The following is a 21,351-nucleotide window of genomic DNA, read 5'->3' on the forward strand; positions in this document are numbered from 1 at the left end:
CTCCAAGGTCCGTTCCCTTCCCTCCCTTCGCGCCCGACCGGAGGCCTGACATGAGCAGCGTGCCCCTTTCCATCCGCGGCATCAGCAAGCGCTACGAGGCGGTGCAGGCGCTCAAGCCCCTCGACCTGGAGGTGAAGGCGGGCGAGATGCTGGCCCTGCTCGGCCCCTCCGGCTGCGGCAAGACCACCACGCTGCGTGCCATTGCAGGCTTCGAGATCCCCGATACCGGGTCGATCCATATCGGCGAGCGCGATGTCACCGACCTGCCGCCCAACAAGCGCGACCTCGGCATGGTCTTTCAGAACTATTCCCTGTTCCCGCACATGAGCGTGGGCGAGAACGTGGCGTTCGGGCTCAAGATGCGCGGCGTCTCCCGTCTCGATCGCGACACCAAGGCCCACGCCATGCTGGAACTGGTGGGCCTCGGCACCTATGCGGACCGCCAGGTGCATCAATTGTCCGGCGGCCAGCAGCAGCGCGTGGCGCTCGCCCGCTCGCTGGTCACCGACCCCAAGGTGCTGCTGCTGGACGAGCCCCTGGGCGCGCTGGACAAGAATCTGCGCGAGCGCATGCAGTTCGAATTGCGCGAGATCCAGCGGCGGCTCGGCATCACCTCCATCCTGGTCACCCACGACCAGGAGGAAGCGCTCACCATGTCTGACCGTATCGCCGTCATGTCGGCGGGCGAGATCGTGCAGATTGGCGGGCCGACCGAGGTCTATGAGCGGCCGAAGAACCGCTTCGTGTCGGAGTTTCTCGGCACCGCCAACATCTTCGAGGGCACGGTGCTGGCCGCCGACGATCCCCGCGCCATCCGCGTCGCGCTGGGGTCCGGCGCGGGCGAGGGGCTGATCAGCGCCGCCGCGCCGCTTGCCGCTGGACGCAAGGTGTCGTTCGTGGTGCGGCCCGAGCGCCTGTCGCTGGGTGCGCCGGAAGCGGGCCTCGTGCAGGCGCGGGTGCGCGACTGGGTCTTCCGCGGTCCCTATGTGGCCTATGAGCTGGATTGCGCCACCCATGACGTGCCGCTGGTGGCCTATAGCCAGACCCGCCACGCCCTTCCCAAGGGCACGGATGTGGGCCTCTCCTGGGATGCGGACAGCGCCGTCCTGATCGAGGAGCGGGCATGACCGACCAGGCCGCCCCCGCCACCTTGATGGCGCCTTCCAATCCGCCGCCCATGCGGCGGGGCAAGTTTCGCCTGGCGACGCCCTATTGGGCGCTGCCGGTGGTCGCCTATCTCATCTTGTTCCTTGTGGTGCCGCTCGCCTCCAATGCGGTGCGCTCGGTGACATTGGGCGCGGCGGCCACCGATACCTGGGTCTATTACGAAAAGCTGTTCTTCGACCCCTATTATTCCCGGATCTTCCTGGAGACGTTCAAGGTCGCGATCATCGTCACGGTGGTCACCCTCATCATGGGCTATCCGGTGGCCTATTTCATGGTGCGCTATGCCGGTCGCTGGAACACGCTGATCGTGTTCTGCATGATCGCCCCGCTGCTCACCTCCATCATCATGCGCACCTTCGGCTGGCGGGTCCTGTTTGCCCGGCGCGGCCTGATGAATGTGTGGCTGACCGATCTCGGCATCATCTCGCGCCCGCTTGCCATCCTGTCCGAGCCCATCTCGGTCTATATGGGCCTCGTCCATGTGATGGTGCCGTTCATGGTGCTGTCCATCACGGCGGTGCTCCAGGGGGTGGACCTCAGGTTGGAGGAATCCGCCCGCGTGCTTGGGGCGAGCCGCTGGCGGGCCTTCTGCAACGTGACTTTGCCCCTGACGCTGGACGGTATCGCCACCGGCTGCATCCTCGTCTTCGTCATCACCAATGGCAGCTTCCTGACCATGCTGCTCCTGGGAGACGGCAAGGTGCAGACACTCTCCCTGCTCATCTACCAGCAGTTCAACCTGACGCAGGATGTGGGCTTTGCGGCCACCATGGGCAATGTGCTCCTGGTCACGGCCATGATCTGCCTGTTCCTCCAGATGCGCTTCGTCCGCCGCAAGGGGGTCAAGTCATGAGCTCCGTTCCCGCCACCGGCGCCGTCCGCCGGCCCCGCCGCAGGGTGGATCTCCTCGCCTGGGCGCTCGGCATCTTCGTGCTGCTGTTCATGATCTTCCTGCTGCTGCCCATCGCGGCGGTGGTGGTGGTCTCCTTCTCCTCGGCCAGCTACATCGCCTTCCCCATGCCAGGCTATTCCCTGCAATGGTATTGGCGGATCCTGGAATACCAGCCCTTCGTGGACGCGCTGATCGTCTCCATCAAGCTGGCCTTGTCCTCGGCCGCCTGTGCCATCCTTCTGGGCGTGCCCGCCACCTTGTGGGTCGCGCGCTCGCGCAGCCGTGCTGCGGGCATGGTGGGCAATCTGCTGCTGGCGCCCATCTCCATCCCCGCCATCGTGCTGGGCTTCTCGCTGCTTTATCTCCTATCGGCCATGGGGTTCGGCATCTCCTTCACCGCCTTGCTCATCAGCCATACGGTGGTGTCCATCCCCTATATCTGCCGCACGGTGCTGGCCGTGTACCGTGCACTGCCGCCGGATTTCGAGGAAGCGGCGGCGGTGCTCGGCGCCACGCGCTGGCAGACGTTCCGCTACACGACCTTGCCGCTGATCCGCCCCGGCATCTTTGCCGGCAGCCTGTTTGCGGTGCTGATCTCTTTGGACAACCTGCCCTTGTCCTTCTTCTTCGGCACCGCCAGCACCAATACGCTGCCCGTGGTGATGCTGAGCTACATGCAGTCGCAGTTCGACCCCTCCATCGCGGCCATCAGCACCGTGCAGATGCTGATCGCGGTGGGCACATTGCTGGTGCTGAACGCCGTCTACGGCGTCGACAAGCTCACAGCCGCCTGAAAGACCCCCAAACACAAAGGCCCGGGCGAGGACCCGGGCCTTATCGATACCTCAGCCGTTGAACGTCAGGCGACGATCTTGGCCTTGTGCTCCTCGTCGATGGAGCGGGTGTCGCCGGTCTCGATGAGGGTGCGGGTGGCGTCCACCGAGGCGTAGGTCCACAGGATCTTCATGCCCTGCGTGTCCGAGCGGTTGATGAAGCGGTGGGGGATGTTGGCGGGGATGAACGTCACGTCGCCCGGCTGCACCTCGTGCTGCACGCCGTCAATCTCGGCGATGGCACTCCCCTCCAGCAGCAGCACGCTCTCGTCGCAATTGTGCGAGTGGAGCGGGATGGCTGCGTTGGGCTCGAAGATGGTGATGCCGTTGATGAAGTCCCGCGCCCCCACGGCGCGGGTCACCAGCGGAATGGTCTTGGCCCCGCCGCCCCGGGCGCGGGCGGGGATTTGCGAGGGGCGCAGGATGGCGGGGCTGCGCGGGGTGTCGGTCATGGTCGTCTCCTCCTGGCTGGTGCTCAGCCTTGCACCGGCCCGATCCACACGGTCTTGATGTTCACGAACTCGCGGATGCCATAGACGCCCAGTTCGCGCCCATAGCCCGACTTCTTGATGCCGCCGAAGGGCAGGCGGGGGTCGGAGGCGGTCATGCCATTGATAAAGACCGCGCCCGCCTCGATCTGCCGGGCCAGCACCTTGCCGCGCGCCACATCCTCGGTCCACAGCGCCGCGCCGAGGCCGAACTCGGTGTCATTGGCAAGGGCGATGGCGGCGTCCGCGTCCTTGACCCTCAGGACCGCGGCCACCGGGCCAAACGTCTCCTCGCAGGCCGCCGCCATGGGCGGGGCCACATGGTCGAGCACGGTGGGCGGATAGAAGGCGCCGGCACCGGGAACCGGCGTTCCGCCCGCCCGCAGCACCGCCCCCGCCTTCACCGAGCGCTCCACCTGGTCGTGCAGCGTGTCGCGCAGATTAATGCGGGCCATAGGACCAATATTGGTATCGCGCGCCAGCGGATCGCCCACCTTCAGCTGCGCCACGCCGGCGCAGAAGGCGTCGGCGAAACGATCCGCCACCGCCTCTTCCACGATGAAGCGCTTCGCATTGATGCAGCTCTGGCCCACATTGATGAAGCGCGCCTTCACCGCCATAGCGGCGGCGGCCTCGATGTCGGCGTCGGCGAGCACGATGAAGGGGTCGGAGCCGCCCAGCTCCAGCACCTGCTTCTTCAGCGCCTTGCCCGCCTGGGCGGCCACCAGCGCGCCCACTTCCGTGGACCCGGTGAGGGTGACGGCGGCGATGCGGTCATCGGCGATGAGGCCGGCCACTTCGGAGGCGTTGATGAGCAGCGTGCGGAACAGGCCCTCCGGGCAGCCCGCCTCCCGCATCACCTCTTCCACCGCCAGCGCGCACTGGGGCACGTTGTTGGCGTGCTTCAGAATGGCGCCGTTGCCGGCCGCGAAGGCTGGGGCGGCGAAGCGGAAGAACTGCCAGAAGGGATAGTTCCAGGGCATGATGGCCAGCACCACGCCCAAGGGATCGAACACCACCAAGCTCTCGCTGGCATTGGAGGCGGTCGGCTCGTCGGCGAGGAAGCGGGGCGCGGCCTCGGCATAGAAGTCGCAGTTCCAGGCGCACTTCTCGATCTCGGCCTCGGCCTCGACGAGGGGCTTGCCCATTTCCAGTGTTACGAGGCGCGCATAGCGCTCCTTGCCCGCTCGCAGCGCGCGTGCCATGGCCCGCAGCAATTCCACCCGCTCCGCGATCGGCACCCGCGCCCACGCCTTCTGCGCCGCCGCGGCACCCGACAGCGCCGCATCGATTTCGGCGGCGGTGTGCGGCGCGAACCGCGCCAGTTCCTCGCCCGTGGCGGGATTGATGGACAGGATCATGATTGGAAAGGCTCCCTGAGGTGGGGCGTCCGGCCGCCCCTTATGGGTCTTGTCGCCACGCGCCCGGCGCGCGGATCGGGCCACAAGTCTAGAAGAGGCTCCCCATACGGGAAAATGATTGTTGCTGATGGCGCGGATCATCGTGCCTAATGAAGTCCACGCGGCATTCGAGGTTCCCACTCGCTTCCCCTTGCGCCAGGGGGGCGCGGGCGGGCTAAACTGATGTCCTCGCCTTGGAAGCTGCCCGTGCTTCCCCGATTGACCCTCCGCTCCAAGTTTGATGGAGCCTCGCGCCGGCAGGGCCTCCTCGTGTTCAACTGGAACGACCTCGTCTATTTCCTGGAACTGGCCCGGCAGGCGCGGCTGATGACGGCGGCGCGCCGCCTGAAGGTGGATCACACCACGGTCAGCCGGCGCATTTCCGAATTGGAGAAGGACCTCTCCGTCAAGCTGTTCGACCGCAAGCCCGATGGCTTCGTGCTGACCGAACAGGGTCACCGCCTGTTCGTCATCGCCGAGCGCATGGAGCAGGAGGCGGGGCAGGTGGAGGAGGGCATCCGCGCCGCCCCGAGCGCGCCGGAAGGGCGGGTGCGGGTCGCCTCCATGGAGGGCATCGGCGCGTTCTTTCTGGCCGAGCGGTTCGCCGAGCTGGCGGTGAAGGAGCCGGGCATCGTGGTGGAACTGGTCACCGAGCGCCACCTCATCAACCTGACCAAGCGCGAGGCGGACATCTCCATTTCCTTCGTGCCGCTCTCCGGTCAGCGTCTGGTGGTGCGCAAGATGGGGGAGTTCCGCCTCGCCCTTTATGCCGCCCCCGATTATATCCGTCGGCGCGGCCTGCCCGCCTCCCGCGCCGAGCTCGCGAACCATGTGTTCGTGGACTATGTGGAGGATCTGGTTGCCATCCAGCCGGTGCACTGGCTGCTGGATGTGCTCGACCCGCCCAACGTCTCCTTCCGCTCCACCAGCATGCACGCCCAGCAGAATGCCATCGCGGCGGGCGCCGGCATCGGGCTGCTGCCGCTGTTTTCCGCCAAGTCCAATCCGCGCCTCATCCCGGTGCTGGCGGACGAGGTGGTGGTGAAGCGGGACGTGTTCGTCTCGGTGCACGAGGACCTGGAATTCATGGGCCGTGTGCGCGCGGTGCTGCGCCATTTGACCGAGGTGTTCCGGCGCGATGCCGCCTATCTGACCGAGGTGTGAGGCCCTTTTCCGCAGTGCATCGCGCAGGCCCCCCTTGCTCGGCGCGCGGGGCTGGCGCGGGCCGGCTTGGGCTAACCTTAAGGCAAGAGATGAAAGGGAGGCACCCATGAGCAAGGCTGTTCTCATCACCGGCGGAAGCCGGGGCATCGGCCGGGCGACGGCGCTGGCGGCGGCACGGCGGGGCTGGTCTGTCGCCATCAACTATGTGCGGGATGCACAGGCGGCCGAGGCGACCGCAAGTGAGGCACGGGCGCTCGGTGTGCAGGCCGTGGTGCTCCAGGCGGACGTGGCGCTTGAAAGCGATGTCCTGGCCTTGTTCGACGCCAGCGAGGCGGCGCTCGGCCCGCTTTCGGGCGTCGTCATCAATTCCGGCATCGTCGCGCCATCCTCCCGCCTCGCCGATATGAGCTTCGACCGGCTGAAGCGCATGTTCGATCTGAACGTGATGGGGGCTTTCCTGTGCGCCCGTGAAGCGGCGCGGCGCCTCACGGCGGGCGGGTCCGTGGTGATCGTGTCCTCGGTCGCCGCACGGCTCGGCTCGCCCGACGAATATGTGGACTATGCCGCCTCCAAGGGCGCCCTCGATACGCTGACCATCGGCCTTGCCAAGGAATTGGGGCCGCAGGGCGTGCGGGTGAATGCGGTGCGGCCCGGCCTCATCGAAACGGATATCCACGCTTCCGGTGGCCGGCCGGACCGGGCGCAGGTGCTGGGCGCCGGCGTTCCGCTGCGCCGGCCCGGCCGTGCGGAAGAGGTGGCAGACGCCATCGTCTGGCTGCTGGGGGATGAGGCGAGCTATGTCACCGGCAGCCTGATGGACATTGCCGGCGGGCGTTGAGGCGCGTTGGCACCCCCTTGCCTCCATGCGGGCGCGTGGCACCATGCGCCCGCCGCCCGGTTTCGGGCCGGTCCATGCGGGGACACTCATGACGACACCCTCCCGCGGCATCAGCCGCCGGCGCCTCCCGGCCTGCCTTGCCGCCCTTCTCGCCGGGATGCTGCTCGCCTTCACCGTCCTGCCGGCGCTGGCGCAGACGGATCCGCTGCCCTCCTGGAACGAGGGGCCGCGCAAGGCCGCCATCATCGACTTCGTCAGCCGCGTCACCCGCGAGGGCGGGCTGGACTTCGTGCCCGTTCCGGAGCGCATCGCCACCTTCGACAGCGACGGCACGCTGATCGCCGAGCAGCCCATGTATCCGCCCATCGTGTTCGCCATGGCGGAAGTGAAGGCGGTGGCGAAGGAACATCCCGAATGGAAGAAGATCCAGCCCTTCAAGGCGGTGCTGGACGACGACATCAAGCGGCTCGGGGAGATTTCCGAGAAGCAATATCTGCTGCTGCTGAACAAGGCCCACGCGGGGCGTACCATGGCCGAGATCGAGGCGCGCGTGGATGAATGGGTGAAGACCACCCGCCATCCCCGCTTCAACCGGCCCTATACCGACCTCGTCTACCAGCCCATGATGGAACTGCTCGCTTATCTGCGGGCCAACGGCTTCAAGACCTTCATCGTCTCCGGCGGTGGCATCGACTTCATGCGGCCCTGGATGCCGAAGGCCTATGGCATTCCGCCGGAGCAGATCTTCGGCTCTTCCGGGCGCCTCGCTTACCACTTGGCGGGCGACAAGCCGGAGATCGTGCGCCTCGACAAGGTGGACCTCTTCACCGTGGGGCCGGGCAAGCCTGTGGCCATTGCCCTTAATATCGGTCGCCGCCCCATCTTCGCTGCCGGCAATTCGGATGGCGACCTGGAGATGCTGCAATATACGACGTTGAGCCCCGGTCCGCGCTTTGGCCTCCTGGTGCACCACACCGACGGGATACGCGAATGGGCCTATGACCGGACCAGCCCCGTCGGCAAGCTCGACAAGGCGCTCGACGAGGCGCCAAAGCGCGGCTGGAACGTGGTGGACATGAAGAATGACTGGAAGGTGATCTTCCCGTTCGAGAAGCAATAGGGGGCGCTCAACCCGGACCGCCTTCTTCGCGGAAGGCGGCGGGGCTGCGGGCCGTCCATTTGCGGAAGGCGCGGTGGAAGGCGCTCGGCTCGGCAAAACCCAGTTCGGCCGCGATCTCACCCACGCTGCCCGGCGTCTCCAGCAGCAGCCTGGTGGCGAGCGCCCGGCGGATCTCGTCCTTGATGGCCTGGTAGCTCTGCCCCTCGCCCTTGAGGCGCCGCCGCAAGGTGGGGGCGGGAATGCGCAGGCGGGCGGCCAGATCCTCGAAGACCGGCCAGTCGGGCGGCGGCGTCTCCCGCAGGATGGCCCGCACGCTCGCCACCACCCCCGCATCATGGCGGTAGCGCACCAGGATGTTGGCGGGCGCCTTGCGCAGGAAGTCGCGCAGCGCCCGCTCGGTGCGCAGCACGGGGAGCTTCAGATAGGCGGCATCGAACTCCAACCGGCTGGCCTCCTGGCCAAACCGCACCGGGGCTCCAAAGAAGATGCGGTAGTCGGCCCCATGGGCGGGGGCGGCGCAGCGGAAATCCACCCGCCGCAAAGGGATGCGCCGGCCCACCAGCCAGCAGGCGATGCCGTGCAGGATGATCCAATAGGTGCGATAGGCAAAGGCCGAGCGCGGCGCGCCCGCATCCGCCAGCACGATGCGGGCGTGGCCCTCGCGCACCTCCAGCGTGCCGCGCGGATCGTCCAGCACCACGGTGAGGAAGCGCAGGGCGCGTCGCAGCGCTTGTTCCAGCGTCCCTGCATGGAGGATGGCGTGGCACAGCAGCGTAAAGCTGCCCGGCCGCATGGGGCGGGCGCCAAGGCCGAAAAACTCGTCATCCATGGCCCGCGCCACCGCCAGCCAGAGCGCCCCATATTGCTCGGCCGAAACCGGCTCGCGCACCAAAGCGGGCAGGCCGGCGGCGGCGAGCACCGGCCCTTGCGCAATGCCGCGCCGGGCAAGGCAATCCAGCGCATCGGCGACGAAGCTCGCCGAAATCATCCGCCGGTCGGGGCTGGAAGCGGGGGTGTCCATGTCTCTCCCGGACTGCGAGGACGCGATCATGTGGCAAAAACGATCACGACGCGAGATCCGTTTGGGCCTGGATTGCCACACGGTTTCGTCGCTTAATCCAGCCGAACACCACCGCCCCCCAAGAGGGCGGACGAGGAAGTGCGCCGGAGCGGCAGGACGGGCGGCACGCCCCTGATCCCCGCACGCATGAGATTTTTCGCGCGCCGCGCCGGCGGGCGCGCGCAGGCACGGGACGACAGAGCATGCAGATCCAAGACCGCGTATTCCTCGTCACCGGCGCCGGCTCGGGCCTTGGCGCGTCGGTTGCCCGCGCGCTGGTGGAGGCGGGCGGCAAGGTGGTGGTGGTGGATGTGAACGCGGAGGCCGGCGCCGCTACCGTGGCATCGCTGGGCGACGCCGCCCGCTTCGCCCGCGCCGATGTCACCTCCGAGGCCGACGGCGTGGCGGCGGTGAAGACCGCGCTCGACGCCTTCGGCCACTTGCATGGCCTGGTGAACTGCGCCGGCGTTGCCCCCGGCGAGAAGGTGGTGGGCCGCGAGGGGCCGCACCGGCTGGAGAGCTTCGCCCGCGCTGTGAGCATCAATCTCATCGGCACCTTCAACATGCTGCGCCTCGCCGCCGACGCCATCGTCAAGGAACAGCCGGACGAGAATGGCGAGCGCGGCGTGATCGTGAACACCGCTTCCATCGCCGCCTATGATGGGCAGGTGGGACAGGCGGCCTATGCGGCGTCCAAGGGCGGCGTCGCCGCGCTCACCTTGCCGGTGGCGCGGGAATTGGCGCGGTTCGGCGTGCGGGTGGTGACCATCGCGCCGGGCATCTTCGAGACCCCCATGATGGCCGGCATGCCACAGGAGGTGCAGGATGCCCTGGGCAAGTCCGTGCCTTTCCCGCCGCGCCTCGGCCGGCCGCCGGAATTTGCCGCCTTGGTGCGGCACATCTGCGAAAACACCATGCTGAACGGCGAAGTCATCCGGCTGGATGGCGCCCTGCGGATGCCGCCGCGCTGACAGCCAAGAGGGAGGATTGCGGACATGAGTGCTGATCCCATCGTCATCGTCGGGTCCGCCCGGACCCCCATGGGCGGCTTCCAGGGCGACCTGAAGGATGCCACCGCCCCCGAACTGGGCGCTGCCGCCATCGGCGCCGCCCTCGACCGCGCGGGCCTTTCCCGCGAGGCGGTGGAGGAAGTGGTGTTCGGCTGCGTGCTGCCCGCCGGCCAGGGCCAGGCACCGGCCCGCCAGGCGGCGCTCGGCGCCGGCCTGCCGCTCTCGGCGGGGGCCACCACCGTCAACAAGATGTGCGGCTCGGGCATGAAGGCGGCCATGCTGGCCCATGACCTCATCCTCGCCGGCTCCGCCGATGTGGCGGTGGCGGGCGGCATGGAGAGCATGACCAACGCCCCCTATCTGCTGGACCGGGCGCGGGCGGGCCTGCGCATGGGCCACGGCCGTGTGCTCGACCACATGTTCCTGGACGGCCTGGAGGACGCCTATGACAAGGGCCGTCTCATGGGCACCTTCGCCGAGGATTGCGCCCAGAGCTACCAATTCACCCGCAAGGTGCAGGACGACTATGCCATCGCCTCGTTGGAGCGGGCGCAGAAGGCCATTACCGGCGGTGCCTTTGCCGGCGAGGTGGTGCCGGTGACGGTGAAGTCCGGCCGCACCGAGAAGGTGGTGGAGCAGGACGAGCAGCCGCTGAAGGCCAAGCTGGACAAGATCCCCACCTTGAAACCCGCCTTCCGCGAAGGTGGCACGGTGACCGCCGCCAATTCCTCCTCCATCTCCGATGGCGCGGCGGCCTTGGTGCTGATGCGCCGCTCGGAAGCCGAAAAGCGCGGGCTCACGCCGCTTGCGGCCATAGTGGGCCATTCCACCCACGCCCAGGCGCCCAACCTCTTCCCCACCGCCCCCATCGGCGCCCTGCGCAAGCTCTCCGAGCGCACCGGCTGGGACCTGAAGGACGTGGACCTGTTCGAGGTGAACGAGGCCTTTGCCGTGGTGGCGCTGGCCGCCATGCATGACCTCGATTTGCCCCATGACAAGGTGAACGTGCATGGCGGCGCCTGCGCGCTCGGCCATCCCATCGGCGCTTCCGGCGCGCGGGTGATGGTGACGCTGCTCGCCGCTTTGCAGACCCATGGCCTCAAGCGCGGCATGGCCTCCTTGTGCATCGGCGGCGGCGAGGCCACCGCCGTCGCCATCGAGCGCCTGTCCTGAGGACCGCCCCATGATCCTCAACGAGACCCAGGAACAGATCCGCGACGCCGCCCGCGCCTTTGCCCGCGAGCGCCTCGCCCCCACCGCCGCCGCGCGGGACAAGGCCCATGCCTTCCCCGCCGCCGAATTGAAGGAGATGGGGGAACTGGGCTTCCTCGGCATGCTCGTGCCGGAAGCCTATGGCGGCTCGGATGCCGGCGTGCTCGCTTATACGCTGGCGCTGGAAGAGATAGCGGTGGGCGACGGCGCCTGCTCCACCATCATGAGCGTGCACAGCTCGGTGGGCTGCATGCCCATCCTGAAGTTCGGGACGGACGCGCAGAAGGAGCGCTTCCTGCCCAAGCTGGCCAGCGGCGAATGGATCGGCGGCTTTGCCCTCACCGAGCCGCAGGCCGGCTCTGACGCGGCCAATCTGCGCACCCGCGCCCGCCGCGATGGCGACCATTATGTGTTGAACGGCGCCAAGCAGTTCATCACCTCCGGCAAGAACGGGCAGGTGGTGATCGTGTTCGCGGTGACCGATCCGGACGCGGGCAAGAAGGGCATCTCCGCCTTCATCGTGCCCACCGACACCCCCGGCTATGAGGTGGTGCGGGTGGAGGAGAAGCTCGGTCAGCACGCCTCCGACACCTGCCAGCTCGCCTTCACCGACATGCGCATCCCGGCGGACCTGCGTCTTGGTGCGGAAGGGGAGGGGCTGAAGATCGCGCTCTCCAATCTGGAGGGCGGGCGCATCGGCATCGCCGCGCAATCCGTGGGCATGGCCCAGGCCGCCTTCGAGGCGGCGCGCGACTATGCCCGGCAGCGCGTCACCTTCGGCAAGCCCATCATCGAGCATCAGGCCATCGCCTTCCGCCTCGCGGACATGGCGACCAAGATCGCCGCCGCCCGCCAGATGGTGCTGCACGCCGCCGAACTGCGGGAGGCCGGCCGTCCCTGCCTGACGGAAGCCTCCATGGCCAAGCTGCTGGCCTCCGAGACCGCCGAGGCGGTCTGCTCGGCGGCGATCCAGATCCATGGCGGCTACGGTTATCTGGCCGATTTCCCGGTGGAGCGCATCTATCGGGACGTGCGGGTGTGCCAGATCTATGAGGGAACCAGCGACGTGCAACGCATCGTCATCGCCCGCTCCTTGTGAGCGCGGGAGATCAAAATAACCGGCACGCAAGGGGCCGGATCGGGGGGGGAGACCATCATGATGGAGGCACAGGCGCCGCGCGGCCCTTTGAGCGGCGTGCGGGTGGTGGACATGTCGCGCCTCGCGCCCGGCCCCTATTGCACCATGCTGCTGGCGGATCTGGGCGCCGAGGTGATCGTGGTGGGTGGCGGACGCGCGGGGGTGGCGATTCCCGTCTTCTCCCGCGGCAAGCGGCACATCTCGCTGGACCTGAAGACCGCGGCCGGCCGCACCGCGCTCCAGGCGCTGGTGACGACGGCCGATGTGTTCGTGGAAGGCTTCCGCCCCGGCGTCGCGGCGCGGCTCGGGGCGGGTTATGAGGAACTGTCCGCCCTCAATCCCCGACTCGTCTATTGCGCCTTGACCGGCTATGGCCAGGACGGGCCGCGGGCGCAGGAGGCGGGGCACGACATCAATTATGTCTCCCTCACCGGCGTGCTCGGCGCCATGGGCCCTGTGGATCGCCCGCCTTTGGTGCCGCTCAACCTGGTGGCGGATTTCGCGGGTGGCAGCCTCGTGGCGGCGTTGGGCATTGTTTCAGCGCTCTATGAGGCGCGCGCCTCCGGCCAGGGGCAGTTCATCGACGCGGCCATGATCGACGGCTCGCTCTCCCTCATGGCCATGCATCTGCCGCTCTGGGGCTCGCCCCACATGCCGGCGCGCGGCGAGGGGCTGCTGGCGGGCTCCAAGCCCTTCTACCGCACCTATGCCTGCGCCGACGGGCGCCATGTGGCGGTGGGCGCGCTGGAGCGCGGCTTCTTCGAGCAGCTTTGGCGCACCCTCGATCTGGGCGAGGTGCCCGATCACATGTCCCGCGCCAACTGGCCGGGCATTGAGGAGAGTCTGACCCGCACCTTCGCATCCCAGCCGCGCGACCATTGGGCGGCCCTGTTTGCGGGCGTGGATGCGTGCGTGACCCCCGTGCTGGCGCCGGGCGAGATCTGGTCCGACCCGCAGGTGAAGGCCCGCCATCCCGACAGTGCGGCGGACAAGGTACCCGCCGTGCCGCGCCTCTCCCGCACCCCTTCGGTTGCGCGGGACACCGACTTCACCGACCGCACGGCGGAAGTCCTCGCCGAGGCCGGGCTGGATGCGGACGCCATCGCCGCCGCTCTGCCGCCCGCCGATGCCGGCCGCTCCGGCCTCGACTGGCCGCCGAAGCTGCGGCCCTGAGACAAAAAGGCCGCCGGGCGCGAACCCGGCGGTCTCTCATTGTCCGTGTAAGTCGGTCAGAAGGTGACCTGCTTGACCTGGTTCACCTGCGGCAGCGCCTGCACCTTGGCGATCAGCTCCGCCGGCACCACGCCGTCCACCGCCACGAGGGCGATGGCATCGCCCCCCTCATGGTCGCGGCCGAGGGCGAAGGTGGCGATGTTCACGCCGGCATCGCCGAGCAGGCTGGCGAAGCGGCCGATGAAGCCGGGCTTGTCCGCATTGGTCACATAGATCATGGCCGGGGCGAAGCCCGCATCCACCTTGATGCCCTTGATGTTGACGATGCGCGGATGGCCGTCCGCGAACACCGTGCCGGACACGGAGCGCTCATAGGTGTCGGTCACCACGGTCAGGGTGATCAGGCTGTCATAGTCGCCCTCGGCGGCGCGGGTGGTCTCCTCCACCACGATGCCGCGCTCCTTGGCGACGGAGGGCGCGGAAACCACGTTCACGTCGGCGAGCGCCGGACGCAGCAGGCCCGCCACCGCCGCGCTGGTCAGCGCCTTCACCTTGAGATCCGCCACCGCGCCCTCATAGGTGATGCGGATGGTCTTGATGTCGGTCTCGGTGAGCTGGCCGGCGAACGAGCCGAGCTTTTCCGCCAGTTCCACGAAGGGCTTCAGCTTGGGGGCTTCCTCGGCGGTGATGGAGGGGAAGTTCACCGCATTGGAGATGGCGCCGGAGAGCAGATAGTCGCTCATCTGCTCAGCCACCTGGAGGGCCACATTCTCCTGCGCCTCGGTGGTGGCGGCGCCCAGATGCGGCGTGCACACCACATTGGGATGGCCGAACAGGGGATTGTTGACCGCCGGCTCTTCCACGAACACGTCGAAGGCCGCGCCCGCCACATGGCCGCTATCCAGCGCGGCGCGCAGGGCCGCCTCGTCCACCAGGCCGCCACGGGCGCAATTGATGATGCGCACGCCCTTCTTGGTGCGGGCGAGATTTTCGGCCGAGAGGATGTTCTTGGTCTTCTCGGTCAGAGGCGTGTGCAGGGTGATGACATCGGCGCGGGCGAGCAGGTCATCCAGCTCCACCTTCTCGACGCCGAGGTCGAGGGCGCGCTCGGGGGACAGGAAGGGATCGAACGCGATCACCTTCATCTTCAGGCCGACGCCGCGCTCGGCGACGATGGAACCGATATTGCCGCAGCCGATGATGCCGAGCGTCTTGCCCGTCAGCTCGACGCCCATGAAGCGGTTCTTCTCCCACTTGCCGGCCTGGGTGGAGGCGTCGGCGGCGGGGATCTGGCGGGCGAGCGCGAACATCATGGCGATGGCGTGCTCGGCGGTGGTGATGGAATTGCCGAACGGCGTGTTCATCACGATCACGCCCTTGGCGGTGGCGGCCGGGATGTCCACATTGTCGACGCCGATGCCGGCGCGGCCGATCACCTTGAGGCGGGTGGCCCTTTCCAGGATCTTCGGGGTGACCTTGGTGGCCGAGCGGATGGCGAGGCCGTCATAATTGCCGATGACTTCGGCCAGCTTGTCCTTGTCCTTGCCGAGGTCGGGCTGGAAATCCACCTCGATGCCGCGATCCTTGAAGATCTGGACGGCGGCGTCGGACAGCTTGTCGGAAATGAGAACGCGGGGGGCCATGGTGGGGCTCCGGAATGGGATTGCGCGAGCGGCCGCAGCGCTCGTGCGCGCAGGCCGGGCTGTCTAGAGCGCGATCCGATCAGATTGAATCAATCTGATCGGCGCATGCTCTAAGCCCTCTCCCGCTTGCGGGGGAGGGTTGGGAGGGGGAAGGACGCGATGATGCGGCGGGGCGCCTGAGGGGAACACACGCCCCCTCCCCAGCCCTCCCCCGCAAGCGGGAGAGGGGAAACGCGCGGGCGGGCCCGTCAGGCCGCCTTGGTCAGGGACGCCTTGGCCACCCCATAGGCCCAGTCGAGCCAGTGGGTGAGCGCTTCCACGTCCGAGGCCTCCACCGTGGCGCCGCACCAGATGCGCAGGCCAGGAGGGGCGTCGCGATAGGCGCCGATGTCATAGGCGATGCCGCCCTTTTCCAGGCCGGAGGCGATGGCCTTGGCAAAGGCCGCCTGCGCGTCGGCGGGCAGGCCGGTCACGTCCGGGTCCACCACCTTCAGGCAGACGGAGGTGTTGGAACGGGTAACCGGGTCCTTGGCCAGGAAGTCCACCCAAGCGGTGCGGTGCACCCACTGGGCGATGGCCTCGAAATTGCGGTTAGACCGCTCCTTCAGGCCGGCAAGGCCGCCGACCGACTGGGCCCAGCGCAGGGCGTCGATATAGTCTTCCACGCACAGCATGGAGGGCGTGTTGATGGTCTCGCCCTCGAAGATGCCTTCGATCAGCCTGCCACCCTTGGTGAGCCGGAAGATCTTCGGCAGCGGCCAGGCCGGCTTATAGCTCTCAAGCCGCGCCACGGCGCGGGGCGAGAGGATGAGCATGCCGTGCGCCGCTTCGCCGCCCAGCACCTTCTGCCAGGAGAAGGTCACCACATCGAGCTTGGAGAAGTCGAGCGCCTGGGCGAAAGCGGCGGAGGTCGCGTCGCAGATGGTCAGGCCCTGACGGTCGGCCGGGATCCAGTCCGCATCCGGCACCATGACGCCGGAGGTGGTGCCATTCCAGGTGAAGACCACGTCATGGCTGAAATCGACCTGGGAGAGGTCGGGCAGTTCGCCATAGGGGGCGTTCAGCAGGCGGGCATCGGCGAGCTTCAACTGCTTGACGACGTCCGTCACCCAGCCTTCGCCGAAGGATTCCCAGGCCAGCATGTCGACGGGACGCTCGCCCAAGAGTGACCACAGCGCCATCTCCACAGCGCCGGTGTCGGAGGCGGGCACGATGCCGATGCGATAGTCGGCGGGGACGTCCAGCACGTCGCGGGTGAGGTCGATGGCTTCCTTCAGCTTGACCTTGCCCACCTTGGCCCGGTGGGAACGGCCGAGCGGCGCGTCGCGCAGCGCATCGAGAGTCCAGCCGGGGCGCTTGGCGCAGGGGCCGGACGAGAAATTGGGATTCTCCGGACGGTGGGCCGGGGCATCATGCATCGTCATGTGATCCATCCTTACAGATGGGCGCCTCCCGTTGGGGGGAGGTGTCCCGCCAATGGGGATAGGCCCGTTAAGGCGCCGATGCAAGGGTCAGTTGCACAGCTTGGCGTCACAGGATCGCGAAAACGCCTGCGCTTTGGGCAAGCGCGGTTCGGCGTGGCGTCAGCGCCCTTCCGCGTGTCGCTCGAAGAAACGGATGTCCTCGATCAGGATGTCTCGCAGGTCCGCCTTCAAGGCTTCGTCGGCCTCCACGGCCTGACGTTCCTCCGAGGGAGCTGTCACGTTCAACCGCTCCTCGCTCGCCAAAGGATGCCCGATGGCCGCGGATAGCCGCGCTATGGCCGAGGCGCGATTGCGATAGTCTCCCAGGATGTCGAACCGTCCCATGTCGAAGCCGCCAAAATAGGAGAAGGAATAGAGGCTCCGCACCAGCGGCAAGCGGGCGAAGTCCCGAATGGTCAGTGCTTCGCGCATGAAGTAGTCATGCAGCGGATTGCCCTCGGCGCGGAATGTCTTCCAGAAGAAGTAGATGGAGATGATGTTGTCTACCGGAGGGCGCAGCAGGGCGAAGAGAATATCTTCTTGATCGATCCGGAACCGGCCGGGATGATAGTGGCCGTGCGTGCAGGCGGTGTCTTCCGGCGGCCGAAAGAGGCCCGCCACGCTGCGCGCCGGGTCGAGGTTGCGCAGGGAGGCCGGATTCATGGGCCCGTCGTCATATTGCAGGTGCAGACGCTCGCCAAATGCCTCGGCGAGCGAATGGCGCAGAGCGGTGCCGCCGGCTTTGGCGACATGAACGGAAAACAGATGCATGCGGCTTGATCGCCTCTGGCAAGAGCACGCTTCATAATATGGCCGGCGGGTGGCGCATAGCCGACCTTAATCTCTCGACGCATTCCCATCTGGCGTGAGGGATGGCGCGATCTGATAGTCCCGCTCGAACGCGGCCATGAACTGCGCCACCCGCCGGTCGTGGCGGATGTCGGAGCGGCGCAGCGGGCGGGCGAGGGACAGGCCCTCCAGGGAGCGGGCGCGGGAGAGGGCCACATAGGCCTGGCCCGCCGCGAAGGCGCCGCTGTCGAAGTCGAGGCGCACGTCTTCCAGCGTCAGGCCCTGGGCCTTGTGCATGGTCATGGCCCAGGCGGGAACGAGCGGCAATTGGGTATAGGCCCCCACCACCTGCGCCTCGATGCGGCCGGTGCGCTCGTCCCAGCCATAGCGGATGCGCTCCCAGGTGAAGCTCTCAATCTCCACCGCCGGACCGGAATCCAGTCGCACCAAGGCGCTGTGGGCGCCGATGGACAGCACCGTGCCCACAGAGCCGTTCACCCAGCGCCGGGCCGGATCGTTGCGCAGCGCCATCACCCGCGCGCCGGCCTTCAGGACGAGGCGCTCGGGCACGGGCAAGCGGTCCCCCTCCAGGCCGAACTCGCCCTTCAGCGCGCCCTCGAAGGCGCGCGGCTCGCCCGCGAGCGCCGCAAGGCCACGCTGGTTATAGGCTTCGGCCCGCGCATTGGTGGGGGTGAGAATGACCGGCAGCACGCCGGGCCGATGGGGCCGCATGCAGGCCTCGTTCAGCACCTCCACTGCTTCGGCGAGCCCCACCCCCCGGCGAATATCGCCCAGCACCCGCACGAAGTCCTGGTCCGACTGGCGGTGCACGATGGTGAAGGGCACGCCGGCCACGTCCTGGTCCATCAGGCACTTGGCGTCGAAGGCGAAGGGACCCTCATAGCCCATGTAGGAGAGCATTTCCTGCTCGGCCATGGGCACCACGGGGGGGAGTTGCAGGAAGTCGCCCACCAGCACCATCTGGACGCCGCCAAAGGGGCGGGGATCGTCGCGGGAGAGGCGCAGTGCCTGGTCGACCGTGTCCAAGAGGTCCGCCCGCACCATGGAGATCTCGTCGATCACCAGCCGGTCGAGCTTCTTCAGGAGCCGGCGCACCTGGGCGCGCGGCTTGATCTCGTCCGGGTTGAGGATGCGCGGGGGAATGCCGAAGAAGGAATGGATGGTCTGGCCGCCCAGATGCAGGGCAGCCACCCCCGTGGGGGCCAGGAACACCTGGCGCCCCCGCGCATGTTTGCGCAATTCGTGCAGGAAGGTCGTCTTGCCCGTTCCCGCACCGCCCAGCACCATGATGACGTTGGCGCCGGCCTCCATATGGTCCAGCGCCGCCGCGGTGCCGAGGCTGCGTTGCGCCGGAACGCTCACGAAACGAGGCCGGCCTCGTGCGCCAGGTCCACCAGCTTGCGCTGGGGGCGGGCGCCGATATGGGAGATCACCTCGGCTGCCGCCAGTGCACCGAGGCGCAGGCTGGTGGCCGGGTCTCGGCCGGTGGTGAGGCCGAACAGGAAGCCGGCGGCGAACAGGTCGCCGGCGCCCGTGGTGTCCACGATCTGGCTCACCGGATGCGCGGGCACGGTGACCAGCGCGCCGGCGGTGGCGTGGAGCGCGCCGCGCTCGGAGCGGGTCACCACCGCCTCCTTCGCATCGGCCCGCAACTGGGCGAGGGCGGCGTCGAAGTCCGCGGTCTGGTAGAGCGATTTGACCTCCGCCTCGTTGCAGAAGACGAGGTCCACCGTGCCGGTCCGCAGCAGATGCACGAACTCCTCGCGATAGCGGTCGACGCAGAAGGCGTCGGACAGGCTCAGCGCCACCTTGCGGCCGGCGCCATGGGCGATCTCGGCCGCCACCAGGAAGGCTTCCTTGGCCGGGGGGGGGTCCCACAGATAGCCTTCCAGATAGGTCACCTGCGCCCGCTCCACCAAGGCGCGGTCGATCTCGGCGGGGGTGAGGTTCTGCGCCGCGCCCAGATAGGTGTTCATGGTGCGCTCGCCATCGGGCGTCACCAGGATGAGGCAGCGCGCGGTGGCCGGGCCGTCCTCGGCCGCGGCGGTCTCGAAGGTGACGCCGGCGGCGCGGATGTCATGGGCGAAGACCTTGCCGAGCCCGTCCGCCTTCACGAGGCCGATGAAGCCCGCCTTGCCGCCGAGCGAGGCGATGCCGGCGGCGGTATTGGCCGCCGAACCGCCGGAAATCTCGATCCCCGGACCCATGGCGCCATAAAGACTCTCGGCACGGGCCTCGTCGATCAGGGTCATGGAGCCCTTGGGCATGCCCTGGGCGGCGAGGAAGTCCTCCTCCGCCTGCGCGAGCACGTCGACGATCGCATTGCCGATGGTGAGGGTGTGCAGGGTATCAGCAGTCACGGGCGCGCTCTGTCCTTAAGGAAAGCGGGGAGGCCATTTCCCTGGCCGTAGCACCGGCAGCATGCACAGGGCAATGTCCGAATGTACCCCATGGGCGCTGCGATGAAATTCCACTTGAAAACCGCCGCGCCCTTCCCGCTCTATGGCCGGGATGCGGCACCGCCTCCGGCGGGACGCGTCCGCCGCCGGTGGCGGCCCGTTTGCGTTGAAGGATCTTGAAGCATGGCACGCAAGTATTTCGGAACCGACGGCGTGCGCGGCCGCGCCAATGGCACGCTGACCGCGGACCTCGCCCTTCGGGTGGGCATGGCGGCGGGCCTGGCGTTCCGGCGTGGCGACTACCGGCATCGGGTGGTGATCGGCAAGGACACGCGCCTGTCCGGCTACATGATCGAGAATGCGCTGGTGGCCGGCTTCACCTCCGTGGGCATGGACGTGTTGCTGCTCGGCCCGGTGCCCACCCCGGCGGTGGGCATGCTGACGCGCTCCATGCGCGCGGACCTCGGGGTGATGATCTCCGCCTCGCACAATCCCTTCGACGATAACGGCATCAAGCTGTTCGGGCCCGATGGCTTCAAGCTCTCCGACTCCATCGAGGAGGAGATCGAGGAGCTGGTGGACCAGGATCTCTCCAGGAAACTCGCCAAGCCCGCCGAGATCGGCCGCGCCAAGCGCCTGGAAGGCGTGCATGCCCGCTATATCGAATATGCCAAGCGCACCTTGCCGCGCGACCAGTCCTTTGAGGGCCTGCGGGTGGTGGTGGACTGCGCCAATGGCGCGGCCTATCGCGTGGCGCCGGAAGCGCTGTGGGAACTGGGCGCCGAGGTGGTGTCCATCGGCACCGAGCCGGATGGCATGAACATCAATCGCGAGGTCGGCTCCACCTCTCCGGCGGCGCTGGCGGCCAAGGTGCACGAAGTGCGGGCCGATATCGGCATCGCGCTCGATGGCGACGCCGACCGGGTGCTGATCATCGACGAGAAGGGCCATGTGGTCGATGGCGACCAGATCATGGCGGTGGTGGCCGAGAGCTTCAAGGAAGACGGGCGCCTGTCGCGCAACGGCATTGTCGCCACCGTCATGTCCAACCTGGGCCTGGAGCGCTATCTCCAGGATGTGGGGCTCTCGCTCGCCCGCACCTCGGTGGGCGACCGTTACGTGCTCGAGCGCATGCGGGCGGATGGATATAATGTGGGCGGCGAGCAGTCCGGCCACATCATCCTGTCCGACTATTCCACCACCGGGGATGGCCTTCTGGCCGCGCTCCAGGTGCTGGCCGTGGTGGCCCGCCAGGAGCGTCCCGTTTCGGAAGTGTGCCACCGCTTCGAGCCGCTGCCGCAGATCCTCAAGAATGTCCGCTACCGCTCCGGCGCGCCGCTGGAGCACGAGGACGTGCAGGTGGCGATCGCGGATGCGGAACGGCGCCTCGCCAATCACGGCCGCCTGCTGATCCGCCCCTCCGGCACCGAGCCGGTGATCCGGGTGATGGGGGAGGGCGACGACCGGGATCTGGTGGAAAATGTTGTCGACGAAGTCATCGACGCCCTGCGCCGGGTCGCCGCCTGAGGCGTGGGCCTGCG

19 protein-coding genes are annotated in these 21,351 nt (G+C 67.9%); 11 read left to right on the top strand and 8 right to left on the bottom strand.

Annotated features, from left to right (window positions below; translation table 11 throughout):
- Positions 1–50: 50 nt before the first annotated feature.
- The 3 genes from J5J86_RS19705 to J5J86_RS19715 are packed head-to-tail and all read left to right on the top strand — an operon-like array spanning position 51 to position 2,853.
- Complete coding sequence (locus tag J5J86_RS19705) at positions 51–1,127, top strand: ABC transporter ATP-binding protein (RefSeq protein WP_209101103.1); 1,077 nt, start codon at positions 51–53, stop codon at positions 1,125–1,127.
- Entirely contained in the window at positions 1,124–2,020 is an 897-nt protein-coding gene (locus J5J86_RS19710) for an ABC transporter permease (protein ID WP_247657719.1), read from the top strand. Before J5J86_RS19705 ends, J5J86_RS19710 begins: the two co-directional genes overlap by 4 nt.
- Positions 2,017–2,853: an ABC transporter permease gene (locus J5J86_RS19715; protein WP_209101105.1), complete on the top strand. Its 837-nt coding sequence runs from the start codon at positions 2,017–2,019 to the stop codon at positions 2,851–2,853. The genes J5J86_RS19710 and J5J86_RS19715 overlap by 4 nt, the downstream gene beginning before the upstream one ends.
- Before the next feature lie 65 nt (positions 2,854–2,918).
- On the opposite strand, the gene J5J86_RS19720 is transcribed toward J5J86_RS19715, so the two are convergent.
- Entirely contained in the window at positions 2,919–3,344 is a 426-nt protein-coding gene (locus J5J86_RS19720) for a cupin domain-containing protein (protein WP_209101107.1), read from the bottom strand.
- A gap of 23 nt (positions 3,345–3,367) precedes the next feature.
- Positions 3,368–4,741, bottom strand: a complete 1,374-nt coding sequence (locus J5J86_RS19725) for an NAD-dependent succinate-semialdehyde dehydrogenase (RefSeq protein ID WP_209101108.1) — start codon at positions 4,739–4,741, stop codon at positions 3,368–3,370.
- Positions 4,742–5,050: 309 nt separating this feature from the next.
- Between J5J86_RS19725 and J5J86_RS19730 the strand changes: the two genes are divergently transcribed.
- From J5J86_RS19730 to J5J86_RS19740, 3 genes are all read left to right on the top strand, one after another.
- A complete protein-coding gene (locus J5J86_RS19730) occupies positions 5,051–5,944 on the top strand; it encodes a LysR family transcriptional regulator (RefSeq protein ID WP_209105463.1) in 894 nt (297 codons plus the stop codon).
- A gap of 106 nt (positions 5,945–6,050) precedes the next feature.
- On the top strand, positions 6,051–6,782 hold the full coding sequence (locus J5J86_RS19735; RefSeq protein WP_209101109.1) for an SDR family oxidoreductase: 732 nt from the start codon (positions 6,051–6,053) through the stop codon (positions 6,780–6,782).
- Positions 6,783–6,870: 88 nt separating this feature from the next.
- Positions 6,871–7,902: an HAD family hydrolase gene (locus J5J86_RS19740; protein WP_209101110.1), complete on the top strand. Its 1,032-nt coding sequence runs from the start codon at positions 6,871–6,873 to the stop codon at positions 7,900–7,902.
- Positions 7,903–7,909: 7 nt separating this feature from the next.
- Here the strand turns inward: J5J86_RS19740 and J5J86_RS19745 are convergent, their stop codons facing one another.
- A complete protein-coding gene (locus J5J86_RS19745; protein ID WP_209101111.1) occupies positions 7,910–8,923 on the bottom strand; it encodes an AraC family transcriptional regulator in 1,014 nt (337 codons plus the stop codon).
- Positions 8,924–9,165: 242 nt separating this feature from the next.
- Here J5J86_RS19745 and J5J86_RS19750 point away from each other — a divergent pair, with 242 nt between their 5' ends.
- From J5J86_RS19750 to J5J86_RS19765, 4 genes are read left to right on the top strand one after another with little or no spacing between them, the layout of a single operon-like run.
- The gene (locus J5J86_RS19750; protein WP_209101112.1) at positions 9,166–9,933 is read left to right on the top strand and encodes a 3-hydroxyacyl-CoA dehydrogenase; all 768 of its coding nucleotides are present in this window, start codon (positions 9,166–9,168) and stop codon (positions 9,931–9,933) included.
- A gap of 24 nt (positions 9,934–9,957) precedes the next feature.
- Positions 9,958–11,145 (top strand): acetyl-CoA C-acyltransferase, encoded by a 1,188-nt coding sequence (locus J5J86_RS19755; RefSeq protein WP_209101113.1) that lies wholly within the window; start codon positions 9,958–9,960, stop codon positions 11,143–11,145.
- Positions 11,146–11,155: 10 nt separating this feature from the next.
- Positions 11,156–12,283, top strand: coding sequence for an acyl-CoA dehydrogenase family protein (locus tag J5J86_RS19760; RefSeq protein ID WP_209101114.1), 1,128 nt, complete (start codon positions 11,156–11,158; stop codon positions 12,281–12,283).
- Between the two features lie 57 nt (positions 12,284–12,340).
- Complete coding sequence (locus tag J5J86_RS19765; protein ID WP_209101115.1) at positions 12,341–13,495, top strand: CaiB/BaiF CoA transferase family protein; 1,155 nt, start codon at positions 12,341–12,343, stop codon at positions 13,493–13,495.
- Between the two features lie 56 nt (positions 13,496–13,551).
- Here the strand turns inward: J5J86_RS19765 and serA are convergent, their stop codons facing one another.
- The 5 genes from serA to J5J86_RS19790 all read right to left on the bottom strand — a co-directional run bounded on the left by serA (position 13,552) and on the right by J5J86_RS19790 (position 19,771).
- Complete coding sequence (gene serA / locus J5J86_RS19770; protein WP_209101116.1) at positions 13,552–15,138, bottom strand: phosphoglycerate dehydrogenase; 1,587 nt, start codon at positions 15,136–15,138, stop codon at positions 13,552–13,554.
- A gap of 248 nt (positions 15,139–15,386) precedes the next feature.
- Entirely contained in the window at positions 15,387–16,562 is a 1,176-nt protein-coding gene (locus J5J86_RS19775; RefSeq protein ID WP_209101117.1) for a phosphoserine transaminase, read from the bottom strand.
- 159 nt (positions 16,563–16,721) lie between these two features.
- Complete coding sequence (locus tag J5J86_RS19780; protein WP_209101118.1) at positions 16,722–17,372, bottom strand: hypothetical protein; 651 nt, start codon at positions 17,370–17,372, stop codon at positions 16,722–16,724.
- Between the two features lie 66 nt (positions 17,373–17,438).
- Positions 17,439–18,773, bottom strand: coding sequence for an ATP-dependent DNA helicase (locus J5J86_RS19785; RefSeq protein WP_247657720.1), 1,335 nt, complete (start codon positions 18,771–18,773; stop codon positions 17,439–17,441).
- Entirely contained in the window at positions 18,770–19,771 is a 1,002-nt protein-coding gene (locus J5J86_RS19790) for an adenosine kinase (RefSeq protein WP_209101119.1), read from the bottom strand. Before J5J86_RS19790 ends, J5J86_RS19785 begins: the two co-directional genes overlap by 4 nt.
- A 222-nt stretch (positions 19,772–19,993) precedes the next feature.
- Between J5J86_RS19790 and glmM the strand changes: the two genes are divergently transcribed.
- Positions 19,994–21,337 carry a phosphoglucosamine mutase gene (gene glmM / locus J5J86_RS19795; RefSeq protein ID WP_209101120.1) on the top strand — a complete coding sequence of 448 codons (1,344 nt, stop codon included), beginning with the start codon at positions 19,994–19,996 and terminating at the stop codon, positions 21,335–21,337.
- Positions 21,338–21,351: the final 14 nt, after the last annotated feature.

It is taken from the genome of Aquabacter sp. L1I39 (assembly GCF_017742835.1).
Taxonomy (GTDB): domain Bacteria; phylum Pseudomonadota; class Alphaproteobacteria; order Rhizobiales; family Xanthobacteraceae; genus L1I39.